Source organism: Ignavibacteriales bacterium (assembly GCA_026390595.1).
Classification (GTDB): domain Bacteria; phylum Bacteroidota; class Ignavibacteria; order UBA10030; family UBA10030; genus UBA9647.
Map to the genome: position 1 here is coordinate 16,814 of JAPLFQ010000003.1, position 20,043 is coordinate 36,856.

At 51.7% G+C, this 20,043-nt stretch carries 9 protein-coding genes; all 9 read right to left on the minus strand.

All coding sequences use genetic code 11. The features are described 5' to 3' along the window. Window positions 1-44 precede the first annotated feature (44 nt). A complete protein-coding gene (locus tag NTU47_00130) occupies window positions 45-926 on the minus strand; it encodes a metallophosphoesterase (GenBank protein MCX6132188.1) in 882 nt (293 codons plus the stop codon). Between the two features lie 153 nt (window positions 927-1,079). After that, window positions 1,080-2,147, minus strand: coding sequence for a GntR family transcriptional regulator (locus NTU47_00135; protein MCX6132189.1), 1,068 nt, complete (start codon window positions 2,145-2,147; stop codon window positions 1,080-1,082). Window positions 2,148-2,371: 224 nt separating this feature from the next. Beyond that, window positions 2,372-4,372, minus strand: a complete 2,001-nt coding sequence (locus NTU47_00140) for a hypothetical protein (protein ID MCX6132190.1) — start codon at window positions 4,370-4,372, stop codon at window positions 2,372-2,374. A 125-nt stretch (window positions 4,373-4,497) separates the two neighbouring features. Beyond that, window positions 4,498-6,039: a T9SS type A sorting domain-containing protein gene (locus NTU47_00145; GenBank protein ID MCX6132191.1), complete on the minus strand. Its 1,542-nt coding sequence runs from the start codon at window positions 6,037-6,039 to the stop codon at window positions 4,498-4,500. Between the two features lie 304 nt (window positions 6,040-6,343). After that, window positions 6,344-7,933 (minus strand): sulfatase-like hydrolase/transferase, encoded by a 1,590-nt coding sequence (locus NTU47_00150; protein ID MCX6132192.1) that lies wholly within the window; start codon window positions 7,931-7,933, stop codon window positions 6,344-6,346. A gap of 146 nt (window positions 7,934-8,079) precedes the next feature. Then, complete coding sequence (locus tag NTU47_00155) at window positions 8,080-8,961, minus strand: cupin domain-containing protein (GenBank protein MCX6132193.1); 882 nt, start codon at window positions 8,959-8,961, stop codon at window positions 8,080-8,082. Between the two features lie 39 nt (window positions 8,962-9,000). Beyond that, a complete protein-coding gene (locus NTU47_00160) occupies window positions 9,001-13,530 on the minus strand; it encodes a glycosyl hydrolase family 28-related protein (protein MCX6132194.1) in 4,530 nt (1,509 codons plus the stop codon). Between the two features lie 149 nt (window positions 13,531-13,679). Further along, on the minus strand, window positions 13,680-16,457 hold the full coding sequence (locus NTU47_00165; protein ID MCX6132195.1) for a DNRLRE domain-containing protein: 2,778 nt from the start codon (window positions 16,455-16,457) through the stop codon (window positions 13,680-13,682). A gap of 186 nt (window positions 16,458-16,643) precedes the next feature. Further along, a complete protein-coding gene (locus tag NTU47_00170) occupies window positions 16,644-19,988 on the minus strand; it encodes a glycosyl hydrolase-related protein (protein MCX6132196.1) in 3,345 nt (1,114 codons plus the stop codon). Window positions 19,989-20,043: the final 55 nt, after the last annotated feature.

A 20,043-nucleotide genomic window follows, 5' to 3' on the forward strand; every position in this document is an offset into this window, starting at 1 on the left:
GGTCGAAGCGCTTCGTCATTGGTTCGTGTACCACCGTACGGGATTCATTTCCATCGGACCACATCCGGTTCCAATGATAAAGGGTAGAAGTCCCTTTTCACCGAGCCGGATGTGACTGTGTAGATGTAGTATCCTCGCTGATTACCGGTCCTCAACTGGAAGCTCAGCGCGGTGTTGGCGTAGACCGTGATGCTGCCGTCAGTTTTGACGGCGTTCACGTGCCGGTGGCCTGCGAGATAATACTGTGCATTGTGTTTGCTCATCAGCGCAACGACGCGCTTCCGGTACGTTGGACCAATCGAGAAGTAGCCGGTGCTGTCCTCATTCTGCGCGTTGATGAACAGAGGTATGTGCGAGCAGACAAACTTGTTGGGGACAGAAGCATTGGCGGTGAAGAAGCTGTCCATCTCAGCCAGCTGCGAATCGGCGCGGGCCACGACCGCAGGGCTCGTCGAATAGTGCGCCTGCGTATTGAGAACGAAGAATGCTCCGACATTCTTCTTCACGAAGCCGTAGTACTCCCTGTTGTTGGGGCCACGGCCGTACCCACGGCTGATCCACGCCGTGATCTTGTCAAGCGTTGCCGAGGCTCCTTCACTGATGTCGTGATTGCCGGGCATCGGATACCACGGTATGGCGGTAACCATGACCGAGTCGAACATTGCATACTGCTCCGCGGAATTGCTCGACGTGATCAAGTCTCCACCGAGAAAGATGAATTCCACCTTCTTCCGCTCAATCCCCGCGAGAGCTTTGCGGAGCCAGATGTCCGGCGTCAGCGTTTCTCCCGACTGCGTTGTCTGGCCAAAATGCATGTCGGAGACAAAGGCGAAGCGCAGCGTATCGCTCTGTCCGTACGATTGCTCCCCCCACCATAAAAGCGCGAGAATCAGTACGATCCCCGCCGATCGTATCCGGTTGCACACAATGACCTCCACAGTCCTTCTGCTGTTTTGGAATGCTTGCTTTCGATGGCTTCCTTGTTTGGCCCCTGCGTTGTAGCCTTTCTTCCTCACTGCATGGTGGGACTCTTTCTCCATCCCGCCCGAGGCAACGTGGCTCTAAATCCCTGAGTTTGATCAATCCTCCATTGAGTACTCGCCATTGCCGTTCGGCAAAATGAGCTTTGCATCCAATCGTAACTGTGTAAGCTGGTGATTCGTGTTCTTGAGCTTTGCAATGAGTATCTCTGCTGCTCTTCTGCCCATCTGATCATTGAATTGTTCGACCGTGGGGTAATATGGCTTCTCGTAACTGTTGTTATACCCGAAAATGTGGCAGTTGTCGGGAACTCCTTTGCCGGCTTCAGCCAGTTTCCTGTGCAAGTACGGTATCATCGTGTCATGGTTGAGACAAATCCCCACATTCTTGTGCCGCCCGCAAAGCGTGTCGATCGAATCGACAAAGTCATCAATCATCATGACCGTGCCTTCCGGCTTGCCATACAGCATTTTGATGGCACGTTTGTACCCAAGTTGCTTCTCATCCGACGATGATGCAGTAACCGAGGAATCGTTTGAAGGAATGAAGATGATGTCATCGCATGAGCGGTTGTACCGCAAGTAGGAACAAACCCGGCCCATAGCATCGATATTGTTGATGATCACATAGTCGGTCTCGAGTTCGGGTATGTACCGGTCGATCAGTACGAAGGGATAGTTCTTCTCCTTGAGCCTCTTGATGTGAGAGTAGTCCTGCTTATAGTGATCTTCCATGAAAACGATCATTCCATCCACGTGCTTGGCAAGGAGTTTGTCAACCGTTTCTTTTTCCTTTTCAAGGCTCATATTCGAGATGGAAACGAGAAGGCTGATGTTCGCTTTCTCGAGCGCATCCCTGACTCCAGTCAGAATATCGAGCATAATTCTATGGGCGCTGAAATCCTTCGGAATAATGAGCGCAACGGTCTTGTTGTTCATCGCCTTTGAGGGAACGCGATTGACATAGAGGCCTTTGCCCTGATGTTTGGTAATGATTCCTTCGTTCTGCATCTCTATCAGTGTCCGGTGTACGGTCGCATAGCTGACGTCATAGTTTTCGATCAGTTCAGACACTGTTGGCAACTTATCATGTTGCTTGAGACCATGCTTCATGATGTGTGCGATGATGTCGTTGCGTAGGGTTTCGTATTTCTTCTTAGCGGCCATGGTTATCTCGTGGTAGTGGTGCGATTGTTCAACAGAGCATTATCGATCTGACAAGGATGCTGAGAGGGCCCAGAACCCATCCTAAAAACCCTCACGCCCGCCTGTCTCTGGAATTTCCCGAGGCGGGCAGGCAAAGTCGCAAAGACGCAAAGCTATCTAATATATATGATTCTTAGCGACTTTGCGCCTTGGCGTGATTCTTATCTTCTTTTTTCAGATAGGTTCTAGTTCTCCTTCTTGTCTTTCACTTGTTCCGGTTCATTCATCTGCTCTCCTGGATTGGATGACGGCAAGCGTCTGTACCAGAACCAATACAAACCAAGCAGGGAAACAACGAACACCGGTAACGTAACTTGAAACGCCGAAAACGAGCGGATCATGAGCTGCATGGGCAACAGGAAGAGCGTAACCTGCCAGACAACGGCAAACGGTATTGCGAGGAGGTCGTCTCTGTGCTCACGGAGCATCGCTTCTCTCGCGGCCGGGTCCAGCTTCTCCCGGCACGGTTTCCAAAATCCGAACGGCCTGGTTGTATCGTAGAAATGTCTCAGCACCTTTTCGTCCGTTGGCGCTGTCAAGTACGTCCCAAGAATAGTTGCAGTGAGCGATACCATAGACACGAGCACGAACTGCTGCCACTCGGGAAGGCCGGGCAAGATGAAGGACTGTGCAATCGCAGCGGCGATTCCCACCGTCGTCCCGATCGCAAACCCCCCTCCGTTGAATCGCCACCAGTAGAACGTCAACAACGACGGTATGGCAAGTCCGCCGCCCAATCCCATCATGATCCACCCCCAGATCTGATTGATGCTTTGAATGTTGTATGCCAAGAAAAGACCTGCGAGCACCAGGATTGCGGCAAACAGGTACGAAGATGCAATCAGCTCCCGGTTCGTTGCGCTGGGTCTCATGTGCCGTTGATAAATATCACGCGTGAAGTATCCCGTCGTCAAGTTCACCTTCGCATTGAACGAAGAAAGAGCCGCAGCGACAAACGCGATGAGCATGAAACCTCGTATCCCTACCGGTAAATAGAGAAGAATCACAGCCGGGATGATACGTTCCGCATTGACGGTCCCTTCGTAGCTGACCAGGTGCAGCTTCGACTGCCAGTCGTCACGCAGCAGCGATTGAATTCCCTGGACCAGATCGGGGGAAAACCGCTCCGGGAAATTCTGTATGTCGGCCAGCGTGTCTGCCCATCGCTCTTTCGGTATGCCCTGGATATGTGTCTTGATCAAGTGGGCAACCTGTGACAACACGGTCTGGTCGGGAAAGAGACCGCTCACCAGAAACAGTCCCATGATTGCCAGCCCGATCATCATCGGCCAGCGGAGCATCATAAGTGAAGTCCAGAGAAACGTCATGGTTCCGCACTCACGCTCGCTGCGGGCGCCAAAATACCTCGGATCGGCACCGGCGGAAGACATCCCGATAAACGCGCTACGAATAAAATAGAAGGTCGCGAACAACGTCAGGTCCTGATAGACTTCATATCCTTTCGGCATGGTTGCATGCAAGGGAAGGGAAAAGCTCATCCATTGGGAATCACCCGTTACGCGTAGGGCCGCCGCGGCCAGGCTCGGCCCATCGGCGATATGCGTCGCTGCCAGGACCGTGATAAGCACGATTGCCGATATCACAATCACAGATTGGAACAAGTCGGTGTATACGACACCGTAGAAGCCGGAGACAATCGTATAAAGCGTGGCCACAGCGATCATTACCAGCGCGCAGGCTGCTGGAGAAAACGGCAGAAACATCGACACAAACATTCCGAGCGCTTTGATCATGTAGGCGAGCATGCCGACCGTGGTCGTGATGACTGCCACCGCCGAAATAAACCGGGCGAACTTTCCGCCCCAATTTGTGCCGAAGCGGTATTCCATCCACTCGGCTCCGGTCATGCATCGCGATCGATAGTGCCATTTGCCCGTCCACACCATCATGAACGCCAGGACCAGCACGGCACCACCTCGGAATTCCACGTAGAGTCCGCGTGGTCCGAGCAAATAGAGAAACGAAACAATCAGCATTGTCCCGGCCATGTCCATGTACGATGCCATTCCCGAGATGCCCATCGCCCACCACGGCAATCGCTTTCCTCCCAGAAAGTAATCCTCCAGGCTCCTGGAGGCCCGCTTCCTGAAATAGAAGCCCAGTCCAACCAGAACGAGCAGGTAGGCCGCAATGACCAGATAATCAGTTGTATTCAATGAACCCATAGGGAATCGCCGCTATTTGATCAAGAGCATTTTCTGTGAGACCCTCAGTGACCCCGACTCTAAACAGCACGGGTGAATCCCGCCCGTGACAAGTCACTTCGTGCGCGACATGTGATTTGTCGTTCCTATCTAACCAGAAGTAATTTCTTTGTGAAGAACTGACCATCTGATTCCCCCTCGGAATCACCCCACACTCGCATCCGACAAATGTACACCCCACTCGCCACCTGCATTCCGGCATTATCCCCTCCATTCCACAGAACCTGGTACTCTCCGGCTGCCTGACGATCCTGGACGAGCAACGAGATCTTCTGTCCCATCATGTTGAATACTTCAATGTCGACGTTGCTGCGTCGGGGTAGTACGTAGCGTACCGTGGTCGATGGATTGAATGGATTGGGATAATTTTGCTTGAGTTCAGAGGCCGAGGGAATAAGCGATGTTGCTGGATCAGCACTACTCAAGCTCCGACCACGATATTTCTCGATCGCCCAAGAACTTTGATAACTGCTGTCAACGAAATTTACCGTGTTACCATACTCAACGACTATTTTCGTTGTTCCCTTGGGAGCAAAGATATTGAACACATTATTGTTTCCACCAATATTCGCGTCGTAGGGGATGTTGTCATAAGTGACAATAACACCAGAACAGCCTGTGATGGGGTATGTTGCTTCGAACCCAATCCCCCCTTGTGACCCATTGTTGTACGTCAAAATGTCCAATTGATTGCGCTGGCATATGCCATCAGCTATTTTGTTTCTCAAATAGATTCCCGCTTGCGATGAAACATCTTGTACCCGGCAATTGTTGTAGATTACTGCCTGGATATAATTATCCTCAATTTTTGCGCCAGGCCCGTTATTTGGACAGTTGAGACTAAATCCAGAATGCGCATTTCCAGAGGCCTCGCACGCATAAAATTTGTTTCTGCTTACATCCGCTCCTTTGTCCGGGTTGCTGTTCTCACGAGCATAGAATCCGAATCCTACCGCACTTCCGCTATTTCGTGCCATACACCGATTGAATCGGCTGTCCTTACATTTGATTATGAAGTTGTCGGACCAGTTACTATCCGCGATACAATCATTCCATGTATTATGATCTCCCCTGTCACCAAGACCATTTCCAACAGTTGATATTTTTTTGCCGTGATGTTTTCCCACAAGCCTGTCGCAAATATTATTGTTGCAACCAAGTTCAAACGTAAAGCCTTTTCCGTAATTCTGAGTGGTAAAATCAGAAAAATGCGAATAAGTCACTTTTTGGAAATTGATGCAACTCCCTTCTGTCGTCTGATTTGCCAAATTACCATCGTAGACCCCGCCGCTCATATGTATATTCGTAGCACCTGCAGCTGGATCTGTAATCATTGTTCTGTTTACAGCCTTGCCCAGTTGAATACTCCCATTCAACACCCATAGTATGTTCGATTTGAGTACGATCGTATTTCTTATGATAAAATTACCGTTCAAGATGATCGTTTCTCCGAATCCGAGTCCATTAACAGCATTCTGGATGATCGCATAATCATCTCCCCCCCCTGTCGGCGTTATCGTTTTTGTTTGCGCCGCGAGTGTCTCACTGGATATTACTATGAAACTGAAGAAGACAAGAACGAACATTCCAGTATCCTTTGCCAACGGGCGCATACTTTTCCTTTTCATGACTCTCAGAAGCTCCGGATGTTCTTCATAATAGCAAGTCCTCCACGCTTTTTATTATGACATATCTCCGTGCGATGAACTGCCACATGCTCCGAGCACAACACTTCGTGTTACCACAACATCACGGCGCCGCAGAGCGCTGTTTGCCTCATTCCAATAGGGTGAGTTCACTTTCTGTTTTTCAAGCGCATAGCAATGCACAGCATGAATCTGAGGAACCATCAATACTCAGCCAATTGGATTTGTTCAACGTATAGCCGGACGTTACTGAGTTCATTATATCCCTTGAATTCATACCAGCTTATTATCGGACTAGATTTCTTTCCCCAACTCCTTTTACAAGCGGGTAGTTAGCATCCTTCAAATACGCTACTAATTGTGAGCGTAATTCTTCGGCTATCTCTTTGTTCTTAAACCGTTCAGGATTTGTGCCTAAAAGATTGTTCAGTTCAAACGGATCGTTTTTCAAATCAAAAAGAGCTTCAATATTTTTGCCGCCGTGTCGATGCGTAGTCATCAACTTCCAACGTTCTGTGCGAATCATTATTGACGGGACACTACCATTTGACCACTGCCATTCGGAAACAGCAAAGTCGTATTTTGGAGATTGGGTACCCTCCATGACACCTTTGAGAGAATAACCATCAGTCGGGATTGATTTGACTCCGGCATAATCGAGAATTGTCGGGAAAATATTGAGCACTGAAACCGGAGTTGAAATGGTTTGACCAGCTTTTATTTTGCCTGGGTGGCGAACTAAAAACGGTACCCGAACAGATTCTTCATAAAAACAAAACTTACCACGCATTCCATGAGCTCCCAGCATTTCACCGTGATCGGAAACAAATATGACCAACGTATTGTCAGTTAATTGCAGTTCATCCAATTTATTCAGAATCTTTCCAACCCAATCATCAATTTCAGTAACAAATGCATAGTAATTCGCGGTCATGTATTGCACTTTGTCTTTTTCATTATAAGGCGAATCTATTTTGCCGGGATTGTACGGTGAATTCTCCCTTCGGTCTTGAATTGAAACAGGAGTCACCATATCCTTCGCCTTATACATCGATGCATAAGGTTCGGAGGGAGTTATTGGCACATGGGGACAGTGAAAGGAGCAAGTGAGGACGAAGTTTTTGTCTTTCAGCCGTTCCAATGCCGCAACCGTTTGCCTGCCTTGCACTGCAGTAATTGTATAATCGACTGGCAAATCGAGCACTCCATGGACATCAGCCTGACTCAATTTTTGTTTTCGTTCCTCTTCAGGTATTATGCCCGTTGGCAAATATTTATAATACCGGTCGGTCGGATCAAGTTTGTAAGGAACAACGCCACCATAGAACGTCGTTTCGTACATTTCACCAGGTTTCAAGGATCTTGTTTTGAAATGCTCCTGAATGTATTTCACATAAATGGGTTCCCACTGAACAATAGGGGCAGTGCCTGTCAATCCTTGTACCGGAGGGTTCATATAAACTCTCGCCATGTGTTCCGGCGAATGAAATTTGCCGTATACTTCGGTGGAATATCCCCTTTTCGCAAGAATTTCATCGAAAGTGGGATAATAACATTCCCCTGTTTCGACATCATGATTTTCTCGTATTGTCGTTGTCTCCGTTAATCGTCCAGTTAAAATAGAGGTACGGGCAGGTACGCAAACCGGGCATGGTGTAATCGCCTGACTAAAATTAACTCCTTCGCTTGCCAATTTGTCCAAATGTGGCGTTTTGATCATTTTGTTTCCTGAATAACCAACTGCATTCCATGCCTGCTGGTCGGTCATTATCAACAGTACATTTGGATACCTTTCATTCTGTCCATAAGCCACAGTAGTCGTAGAAAATACCCCGGCAACCAGCAAGGCGGCTGCTTTGTGATATAGTTGTTTCATGACGGTCTGTAATTTATTTGTTTCCCTCGTTGTGGCCATATTTCTTACCATTGTCCGAAGTGGGTTCAATTTCTTTTTTCAATCAGCCCCGACCAGTTCTTCCACCGCATACTCTTTTCTTTGAACGACCGACACTGCCAAGCGGCCTATGGATTCTTTCCTGGCGTAAGTGACTTGTGCGTTTTCAACCACTCCATGCCCTTCTCATCCTGGAAGAAGTCCATCCAGACGTAATAGAGCTTCCTGCCTTCAGCAACCACAGAACCATGATCACTCCCCGAGGGAATGTGGAAGAGTTCGTGTTCTTTCAGAGCCGTCCTCGCGCTGTCGGATAGGACCGTAATATCATTGTGTTCGAGCCCCAGGAAATACTGTTCCAGCATCGGGTGCCGATGGCGTTTTACCGTGTCGGGACCAGTAGTTTCCACTGTACCAACTGCCATGCGCGGGACAATGTTCTTCGGAAGCAGCGTGCGGCTCACGGTTTTGGGGCTCTTGATCGCTTCACCGTACGGTTCGCATTCACTGAATGACTTCACGTACGCTACGCTGTTCAGGTCCGTGTGGGCTGCGAGGTTCTCCCGGTCCACGGGAGTAATTGTAAGACGCAAGATGAGGACATCGAGCCCCTGGGGACCGCTCGCTTTCATGTCCACACTCCAACCCATCGGAAAATGCGCAATGGCTTCTTTCGCAACCGGATGTCCTTTCCCCTTCGCAGTGATCATTCCTTTGCCGGAAAGCACGAGGAATACTCGATCTTCCTTGGTGGACGCCTGCTCGCGGTGCGTTACACCAGGTGCCAGCGAGATCATGGTGCTGCGAATTCCCGGAATCTCGCCAGGCAGAATTTCTCGTGCGATAGCAGTTTTCGCAGCTTTGCGCGCTGCTTCTCCAATATTGAGCTTCACGACCGGTGTGATGGTTGTCGGCGCGGTTACTTCCCCTGCTCCTACGACTATGCCGATGAGCAAAGTGAACAACACCACGCTCAGAGCAGTGCGTACCCAAGTGCGAACAGTTTTCATTATTTCTCCCGAATGATTGTTAAGTGTCATGTGCTTCTCCTATCTCACCAGAAGTAATTTCTTTGTAAAGAGCTGACCATCCGACTGCCCATCGGAATCACCCCGTACCCGCATTCGACAGATATACACCCCGCTCGCCACCTGCATTCCGGCACTATTCACTCCATTCCACAGAACCTGGTACGCTCCGGCTGCTTGACTATCATGGACGAGCAACGCGATATTCTGTCCCATCATGTTGAATACTTCAATGTCGACGTTGCTGCGCCGGGGTAGTGCGTAGCGGATCATGGTCGATGGATTGAATGGATTAGGGTAATTCTGATAGAGTTGGAATTCCTGAGGAACTTGTGCCCTCACGTCGCCCACACTCGTCGGCGGATTGATCGAAACAATCACCGATGAAAACCGCGAGTCCATGGTTTCGCTCGTCGATCCGGAGCCCGCAGCCAGTCCCACCGCCACGGCCGGATCCATTGGGACAGTGAGTCGATACAGGGTGTCTTGCCATACAATGCCGTCCTGTGATGTGTAGGTCGTGAAGAGGTTTCCCGAGCGAACGACCCGGAGCCAGCGCGGGGCGTTCTTGCCGTATGCATCGTGCGTGATCGATTGGACTGGAGCCGTCGGAGACACCCGGAAGGAAGATTGCATCCCAAATTGAGGATAGAGGCCCAGCATCACGAAACGCGAGCTCACATCCTGCGACTCCCGAATCATCACTCCGGCAAACGAACCTCCCATCACTTGCTCTTGTGTCTCGAGCCTGGCTGTGATGCAGACGTTGCCGCTGAACGGTTGGGAAAGGAAATTGAAATTGTCGCCGCCGTACATCAGTCCCCTTCCCGCGCCCAGCACGTACCATAGTCCATTCTCGAGAACAGCACTTCCTTTCGAAGAACCGCCGAGATCGGATCTTGACCAGGGGGCCGGTATGCCTCCGGTAAGGCGCAGCTCCAGACTATCAAGATAAGCGCTGAAATCGCCCTCACCGGATGGATTGCTGTACCCAACGAGAATCTCCTGAATCTGCTTACCCTCAGCAAAACTCCCCACCGGGCAGACGACTTTCGTCCATCGCTGCAAAACGCCGCGCGGAACGGAAAGAGGGAGAGAGTCGTTTGCAGTCGCCTTCAATTCGGTCAGCCGGCTCCCATCCGTGAAAAGGAGATCGACGTGAATCCGCCGCCCCAGCTCAGTCTGAGGATTCAAAGAATAGATCAGGACAGTCGACGCAAAAACCCGCACTTTCGTTTTGAACACTTTGAAATAGATCGACGAGACAGATGCGCTGCTGTCACGACCGCTCACAATCAGAGCCTTACCTCCGTCGATGCCCACAGCGCCGCAGCGAGGACGAGTCGAGCCGGGAAATGGTGCGACATTCTCCGAACTATAGAGCATGTCATTCCATTGGTTCTGCGGATCTGCGGACTCCCAGCCTGTGGCGAAACCGTAGGCTCCCTTCATCCGGACATAATTATAGTCCGCCTCCACCTTGTCGCCTGCAGCGTTTGACATCTGAAATCCGCCCGGCGCGTAGTTTCCAAAAATGGTGGATGACACAATGCCAGACCCGATCGTGAATTGCGGAGTGAGAGATTGCGACATTGCTACATTGTGGACACCGCTCACTCCGCCCGAAAGCGTGATACCGGATGCGGAGGTGTTCACCTGTTGCAGGCTCACCGTCCCGGTTCCATTGATACTTGCTGTCGCTCCGCTTTGATTTCCCCATTCAAGCGTGTTGAAGAACCCCGCGGTGCCGGCGAAGTCGGAACCGGTGTGTATGTACGCCTGCGATGTTGCAGCCGTGAGAACAAGCTGGGAATTGATGAAATTGAGTTGCGAACCGACAGGACTTTCCACCGAGATGCCATACGAACCGGCATCTGTTCCATGCATGAACACATCCGATTTGCACGCGCCGCCGTCATTCACAAAATACAATCCGCACCGGGCGGCAAAAACAAAGTTTCCCGCCTGATGTTCATAGGAACAAGAACCGATTTTCAACGCATCGAGATTGGATTGCTGGTAAGCGGTCGGACTGCTTGGATTCGGGCTGACATTCTTTGGGTAGCCGGTGCTTCTGTCCCAATAGTGCGAGTTGAACTGAACGTTCTCGATCCAGCCTTCTCCGGTATTGTTGCTCACATATATGCCTGTCTTCAGGGGCGAGCCGCCAACGTAGCTCACCCAGTGGTTTGGCGACGGAACGGTGGCCAGGTCGATTCCCTGGTAGGAGTTCGCGAGCACAACGTCTTTCACCCAGCAATGCGCGCCTCCCACGCGAATTGTCCAGGGGAACGCAACGTAGTTTTGGTCAGGATACCAGATCGTCAAACCGCGCACGCCTGAATTCTGTTGAAGCGTGATGAACGGTGTACCACCGGCATTCCCGTTCCCTTCCGAAGCGAGCAGCACAGACCCCTGCGAAATTGTATGATGCGGCACATCCCATATGCCACGCAATTCCACCCTGGGCGGAACATTCAGGTGCGACGCAATCTTGTACCATCCGGCAGGCACATACACCGTCCCACCGCCGGCCTGCCCTGCTGCATCCAACGCAGCCTGGAACGCCGGTGTATCGTCCGTTGACTTGTCGCCAACCGCACCATAGGTGGAGACGACAAACAGTGCATTCGTCGCAGGTTTGCGCTCGGCGGCAAATTGGTGTGGCGGCGCACTCAGCTTCGGCATTCCCAAGGGTTCTTGTGAAATGGCGACTTCACCCGCGCTCAAATTTGAAATGTTGAGCTTCGAGGGAACCACATTGTCGAGTATTTGCGCGTTCTGTACGCTGGATCCCAGATAGACGTGCGGTTTATCTTTTTTGAATTCAGACCCGAGAATTGCAACCGATCCATTCTGAAGCCTGACCGCTGCATCGCCACCCTGATAACCCCAATCAGCAAACGTGCAATTCTGAAAGGTCATTCGTGCCGTCGAATTGTCCTCGAACAAGACTGCAGTTTTCGGGCTTCCACCGAACGAACACGTATTGAACTGCGCAACCGTCGAAAAAGTATTCGTCGCCAGCACACACACGGGGGAAGCCCCGGCTGACGCATTGATCGTCGAATTCGTGATGGCAAAACCGTACGGATTCCCCATCTCGAATTTGATGCCAACTTCTCCTTCTTCCGTGCGCAAACCATAGATGACGCCATTCGCTGCCGGGCCCGAGGGATCATATCGGAAAATGCGGACGCCGGTTTTGTAGCCAATCAGCGAGATGTCGTACATGTATTCCCAATCGGAGCGCCCCATGGCAATTCCTTCGCCGTTGGCTTGCGTCCACACTTTGATGGACGCCTCGCTTGGCGAGTTGCTCAGCGCGGAGCCGCTCCAGTACTTCGGCTCGAAATGCACATTGATGATTCGACCGATGTCGGTTGTTTGAGACAGCCAGATGCCGGTCTTTAACGGAGTGCCGTATACGTTACGGATATAGTGCAGCTCGTTTGATGCCGGTCCGATCTTGATCGCCTGATATGGATTCACCAGCGTCACGTTGATGACGGAGGTATTGTCACTCCCTCCGGAAGAAAAACTCGGAAGACAAAAGATTGTCCAGGGATATGGCACAACCGATATCGTTTGTGCAGGATACCAGACTGTAAGATTCTTGACGCCACTCCCCCGATGGATGGTCAGAAAGGGCGTGCCCGTCTCGCTTCCGCGTCCGCCATAGACCTGCAAGATCGTCCCCATGCCGGCACCCCCGTCTTGCGGACTCTGCCAGTCTCCCCGCAGCGTCACTTTCTCTTTTAAGGTCAGGCTTCCGTCGAATCGGTACTTTCCGGCAGGGATAAAGACCACACCTCCACCGCGACTCGCCGCATTGTCGATCGCTTGCTGAAAAGGAGTCGTTGCATCGACAGTACCATCCTGTTTCGCATTGTAGGGTGATTCAGTGACAACGAGACTCGCGATTGGGACATCATCGGAAGGAAGCGTTACCGGAACAACGCGGGGTACAAGCGGCGGGGGCGGTTCAACACGGGCGCCAATCAGTCGGGCATCATCCAGAAACAACGTCCCGGCAGCTTTCTGTCCGCTCCCATCACTCAGGCGAAGCGCAATCCAACAGTAAACAGCCGACGAAGGTGCTGTGCCGTCCATACTGAATGTCTGATAGCTGCCGGTCAGCGCGAAGTCCTTGCTTCCCTCGCTCAGGACAGACCGGCTTTCGTTGAAGAAACCAAACGTAATATGCAGTTTCAATGTGCCTGGCGACGAGGTCTTCGCCTGCACGCTCACCGTGTACTTTTGGTTTTCCACAACCGGGACGTTCGTATCCCAGTTATCGAGCGCACGATCGAGCAGAGAAGCGTCGGATGCAGCAAAGACAAGCTTCACGGCCTTTATGCCTCTCGCCACGTCAGATGTCACAACAGTTGCAGTACTGCCGAGAGGCGTCGGCACTTCGAAGAATCGCCATTGAGCCAGCCCAGACTCAAAATCCCCGTTGTACGCATCGAGGATATTTACGTTCTGCGCCGCGAGGGGACTCAGCCAGACCGACCAGAAGACAAAGAGTATTCTAAGATATCGCGTCACGTATCTATAGCTCCCTTTCTGGCTACACGGTGGGGCGGCTTATCGCTTCGCCTCCCAGCCAGCGACCACCCCTTGCTCTACGGTTGGCAGGGTCTTACCGTAGTCCTATCGGTTCATACAACAAGAACATCAGCACCCCAACGTGGCACTCATTTCATCAAGAGCACTTTGATTGTACCGGCAAACGTCCCTGCTTTCAATTGACATACATAGACACCACTCGGCATCGCGCTGGCATTCCATCGAACCTGGTGAATTCCCTGTCGCATCTGCTGATCGACCAATGTTGCAACTTCCCTTCCCAGGCTGTCGTACACCTTCAACGATATCCATCCTTCTTTTGGCAGGTCGAATCCAATTGATGTTTCGGGATTGAAGGGATTGGGATAATTTTGATGCAGTGCGTACCGTGTAGGCACGATTTCTTCTTTCTCTATCCCCACCGGCGTATTCGTCAGGATCAACAGCACCGGTCCCTTTCCATCTTCCCGTCTCTCAAAATCGATCCGCTTATCCATGGCCGCGTAGTCCTTCAGCATCAAACTCACCTTTTTGTCCCCAGCGACTTCGCGAGCGACGTAGGTTCCAACATCCCAGGAATATTCCATCCCCACCGAACCCACCGTTGCTGAATCAATCAATGTCCCCGCCGACGGTGCTCCGTTCCAATTCAACGCTGTTTCCGTCCAAGTGTCTGAGCTTACAGCATACACTCCAGCCTTGATCCCCTTGCCATCCGGAAGTCCGACAGGCCGCACGCGCATCTTCAAGACAGCACCGAGAACATTTCCCGTCACACCGCTTACATCAAACTGCACATACGCCCGATACCGGTTGAGGTCCGAGGTTCCTTCCCGCACACGCAAGAGACTGTCTGCATTAAAGTTCCTCGAGGCGCTGAAAGCCCCCTGCACGTAACTGTCGTGTATTGCGCCGGAGGATCGTACACCCCCTCCGATCTTCCGAAAGACTGCCTTTACTTCCTTGTTCTCATTCAGGGTAACATTCTGTGGATTTGTCGTGCCGTTTACATCTCCCGTCCATTCATGGAACTCCCACCCCGTTTCGGCTTGAGCACGCAGCTGCACTCGCGACCCTTCCGCGTACGATCCTCCCGACGGCTCCAGCCCAACGCTCCCGTGCAGAGCGGGGCGAACAATAAGTCCGCATGTCTTCAGACGCCTGAACGTCGCCGTCACACTCTTGTGACCGTTCATCGTTATGGTCACAACGGTGTCTGTTCCGCTCGCATCTCCGCTCCATCCGTCAAGCATGCTGTCCCATGCCGGCCGCGCACGCAGTGTTACAATGGTGCCGCTGCTATAATACGGCCCTGATGGTTCTGCCACCACAACACCAGAGCCCACGGTGCTTCTCCTGATCTCAAACTGCCCTGCCGGAATCTGACTGAATGTTGCCGTAATAGCTTTGTTTGCATCCATCAACACTGAATCAGGATTCGATGTCCCCGTCAGGTCGCCGCTCCATCCATCAAACTTCCAGCCTAGCGCGGGCTGGGCCGTGAAGACAACCCGCGTGCCGACGAAGTACGATGTGTCCGAAGGAGATATGAGAACTGTTTCAGAACCGGCAGTTTGGACTTGGCCTTCACCCACTATGTATGTTTGGAGTCTGTATCTTGTTCCCCCTTGAATCGGTGGTGGAACGAGCGGCATTGTCTTTGAGAGTGGGATCTGTCGGTTCAGCATCTTCTTCGCCAAACCGGAGAGTCGAAGATACCAATCGCTCGGCAGGTCATAACCGTCGGCATCTAATGTCAGCCAGTATGGATCGACTGGTGCCATAGATCTCTTCGGGCAAGCTTTGTATATGGCGGTGCCTTCATCGACTTCATCAAACATAGCCCCGTACAGCATGTTCGCTCCCGCTTCTATGGCATTGTATGCCTGTCTCCAGAGAAATTTTCCACCCCTTCGAGGTATCTGATTTTGGGGACCAGCTTTCATGTTATACCAGGAGAAGCCTGGCCAAATTACTGGCAAGTAATCTTTCCCAGCAGCAGCCGCTATAGCGATATCGGGTATCATCGTGTTCTCTTTCCAACTATCTGCTGAGGTTGTGTCCGAATAGCGGCCAACTGTCCATGGGCTGATAACGTCCATTGACCGAAAAACCGATGCCCATGGTTCTGGCTGCAAACTCCAGTGACTTGAGCCGGTACTGCCATTGACACCGCCCATGAATGTCGCCTGGTATTTAGCAGGCGCGTCTTTCTGGAACCAATTGATCAACGCAGCAGCCTGTTCTGCAGTACCTGGCCTGCCGTCACAACCAAACCCCCAGATGGAAACAAGCGGTTTTCCTTTATGCCGCAGATAGCGAGGACTTTCGGTGATCTTAATTACATCAACTAAATGCATCCAATCATTTTTGATATCCTCAACGAGTGTAGGCTCTTTATTGCTGGAGATGTCGTACATAACAACAAACACACGTCCGTAGGTCTCTGCGCCCTTGCGGCAATTCATCAGAACACGGTTAAATGGATCGTTCAATCCAATATGAGGTGCGCTAAAGCGTTGGAACCAAACGCCGTCTATGTCATTTTCCTTCATCCACTTGAAATGACGCACCACAGTCTTCTCGATGTGCGGTGAATAAAGCTTCACCGTACTCCCTTCGCTGTAACGCAGGTTGGTGCTAAACAACTCGTCGGCGTCCAATTCCCTTAGATCAGGAAATAGTTCGACACGCACTTTGGAGGCAGAAGGATCGGTGGTACTTGAAAACCAATGAACCCACCCCTTGTTGGCACCGTCTCCGTTTGCGCGAAACCAGCCTTGGTAACCACACATATACTTGCCATACAGTGTTGTAGCATCAACGGAATCCTGAGCATTCAACCGGCTGGTCATGATCCAAAGCAAGAGGCATAAGAGTGATCTGGATAATACGCTGAAATTCATACGTCTTTTTCCCTTTGGTAAATCACCATGCAAAGGCATGGTCCTTTGTCAGATGCGATCAATCCATATTGAGCCAGACCAGGCAATACCAGTCCCACATTGATGGGCGCCGCACCCAGCGCATGGCAAGAATCACTCATCGTGCACGTCCCGGCGAACTGTGAGAATCTGTCGGAACCGGATGACTCATTGTGTACCCTTCTTCTTGTCAGAGCTGGAAAATTTTGCTGAGAAGGCGTTGTCCCGGTGTAGATCGTCAAAGGGTGACCACAGCGCAACAGCATGGCCTTCGTCGCCAACACTCATTGCAGCAATGCGCACGAACGGGGAATTGGGTAGCGTGATGCTGGTAGTACCTTCCTGAATTTCCAGACGATAGGCAAACAGATAGCCATATTCATATAGTGTTTCGCCCACAGGTAGATGACGATGCGAGGCGCACCATGCAACGCGTTGATCGCGGACAAATGCCGGAGTAATGCTCTTCAATTCATTGCGCAACGAATAGGATAGCTCAGCAACCAAACCTTCGAACTGTCGATTGTCCCAAGATCCTAAATAGCCTGCCCAACTACCAATTGTCAGTGGGATCTTGGTGTTACCGGCCTGGAAAATAACATCACTGTCAACATCGGCTGCTGCAAGCAGATGCACTACAGTTGTGTTCGCTGGTACGTTTATACTCTGACCGCGGCATGCCACGGAATTGCGGGCACCATCTTTACGCGGGCCAATGACAAAGGAAACATTACCCATTTGAACGGAGTCGCCGATCATTTCAGCCGGGTAGGTTCCGCCTTTGCCGTCAAAGCTTCCGTTTTCACGGTTGTTGTTATAGCTGAAGATGTCGGTGTCGTATTTCAGCGCAACCGGCTGTGTTTCAGGTTTGAGGTCGGCGCCGGGTATGGTCAACAGAACTGTTTTCAGTTCATAGGGCAGAAATTCCATTTTCAGCGTGCCGTTTTGTACGGGCAGCTTTTTGTTGAGCGGACGTTCGGCTCCGTCAAGTTCTTCGGCGGCCGTGATTGGGAGTGCAGCGGACAGTGTGGTACCGGGGCATCGATGCCCCGTCAATTCTTGCAGGCGGACGACCACGCCAGAGCCGTTTTCAGCCATCTTGATGGCTTGCACATTGACCTGCGGGGTATTGATGTTTAGCAGTGAGAAAGAGCTTCCTTTGTTCCCTCTGTAATGCGGTACGGCAAATGCGGCGGGACGCTGTTCAAAACGCTGTGCTTCCCAGTGGGTTTGACCCTCACGCCAGTCACCTGTATGACCTGCGATGGCGTAACTGAACTCATGACGTCCCCAATCCTGCCAGCGCATTTCCCTGGTGCGACCGCGGTCGACAGTTTCGTCTTCCCACTCTTCCGTATCCGGCGAATGGAGCAGAGTCAGGCGCAGAGTGTTGTCGTCTGGTTTGTCGCTGCCGTATTTGGAGCCGGTCAGCAGGGAGACTCCGTAGGCGCCGGAGTCGTCCGTGAGGTCCAGCCACGCGTGATGCGGCACTTCAAACTGGGTTGCTTGACGGTTTCCCCTCTGGATGGTGCCGAGATCCAGGTTATAGGTTGCTTTAGGTGCCGATGCGGTCAGATGAAAGGCCGCTTTCAGCAGCGCGCCGCGACTTTTCCAGTCGATGAGGTTCGCCACCTCAACACGGCTGCCGTCCGTACCTGTCGAAAGGCGGATTCGCTGAACGATCCTCGAGCCTTCATTGTCGCGCACCACTTCGATGGCGATGCGCAACGGGCCGTTTTCAACCACGCGAATTGAAACGGGATTTCCGGCCACGCTGCGGGCCGGCTCTTTGATATCTTTCCAATCGATGTGCCAGGCAGGCTTGGATGCAGGGAAGTCTGCAATGAACTCAAGCTGCGCCGGTTTTTCGAGCAGTTCTTTGCCAACCTGTTTGTCGAAGATGCCGGCAATGTCGCCGTTCTTGTCGATGGTAACGACGTAGCGGTTGTTTTCGAGCGAACTTTTTCCGACAAGGAGTTCACTTCTTTTCACTTTCGCCGGCTCACCTTCACGCAGTGCGAAAACTGCGGCTCCAACTGGCGGAAGCTTTGCCTGGAAGAGGACTCGGCGCCTTCCATCCCATCCGGTGGTCAGTTGAGTGGACAGTTCCTTTCCCTGTGCATCAAAAGCGGTGATTGCCTTGGCCTCTGCCAGCTCTGCGGGAACAAGAGCTTCCACAAGATCTTCTCGCGCGATGGAGAGCGGGTTATAGACTACCAGCGGTACGCCCGGCACATCAGTGTTGAGTGAGCGTGACAGTGCGCCCACGGCGTCAGCATAGACACCGGCAAACTGATTAAGGGCAATGATACCGTCGTTCCATGAATATTCGTAAGCTTTTGGAATGCTGGTTCCAGGCAGGTTGTCGTGAAACTGATTGCGCAGGGTCAAGCCCCATGCATGGTTCAACGCATCTTCAGGATAAGCTGCTCCATTCAGGAGGCTGGCCGAAACAGCGGCGCGTTCGCCGGCATCCGCCAGAAGCTCATTATCGCGGTTTAGTTGCTTCATATAGGATTGCGATGTAAGCATACCGGTAGAGTGCTCGATGAGCAGCAGGTCGCGGCTCCATGTGGGGAATTTTTTCGCCTGCTCATCGGTGATGGCGCGGACCATCAGATCCGCCGGACCGGCGATCACCTTGACCGGACCTTCGGTCGCATAGCATTGTTCGAGGGTTTCAAGCGAAACCTTCTGGGGGCTACCCCCGCGGTCGGCATTGTTTTTATCGCCGCCACCCATATAGAAAAGGTCAATCGGCAGACCGGATCGCTCCCGGTTTTCTTCGAGACGCTTGAGCGTTTTATCATGTGTAGTATATACATCCTTGTGAGCTGCGGCATAGTTACCGGCATTGAGTGCCACAATCACAGATTTGCCATCCGGGCCAATCCAACGTCCGATGTTGAAAGGAATTCCGTTGGCCGATTTCCAGGTCAACTTTTGGGTTGAAAAACCGCGAATACCACAATGATTGAGAACCGAGGGGAGCGAATAAGGAAAACCGAAGCAATCCGGGAGCATATATTCGAGGCTCTGTGTGCCGAATTCATTATGGAAATATTTGCGGCCATGCAGGATCTGACGTATGATAGACTCGGTCGATGGTACGTTGACGTCGTTTTCAACCCAAGAGCTGCCGCTCGGGAACCAGCGTCCCGCAGCAACCCATTGCTTAAGTTTCTCATACCGCTCCGGGTAGTACTCCCGCATCATCGCGTAGCGACTGGCACCGGTCCAGTTCAAGACAAAATGAGGGTATTCTTCAAAGGCAGCGAAGTTTTCATCCAGCGTATTCTTCAGAAAATCACGAATGGTCTGAGGATAGGACCAGCGCCAGATGTCGTCGAGATGTGAGTATGGAACTATGAACAAGGTTGGCTTTGTGAGGTCAATCGACTTAGGGTCGATTGTCTTGATCGCTGGTTGTTGAGCACCAACAATCGTGGTGAGCACGCAAGTGAGGATGCAGGCGATGATAATGAATCTAGTATGTCTGTCTCTATTTAACATTCGCATCCTCTTGCACGCTATCCGTCAACTGCAACGGTGCCCGTTTCACCATCGC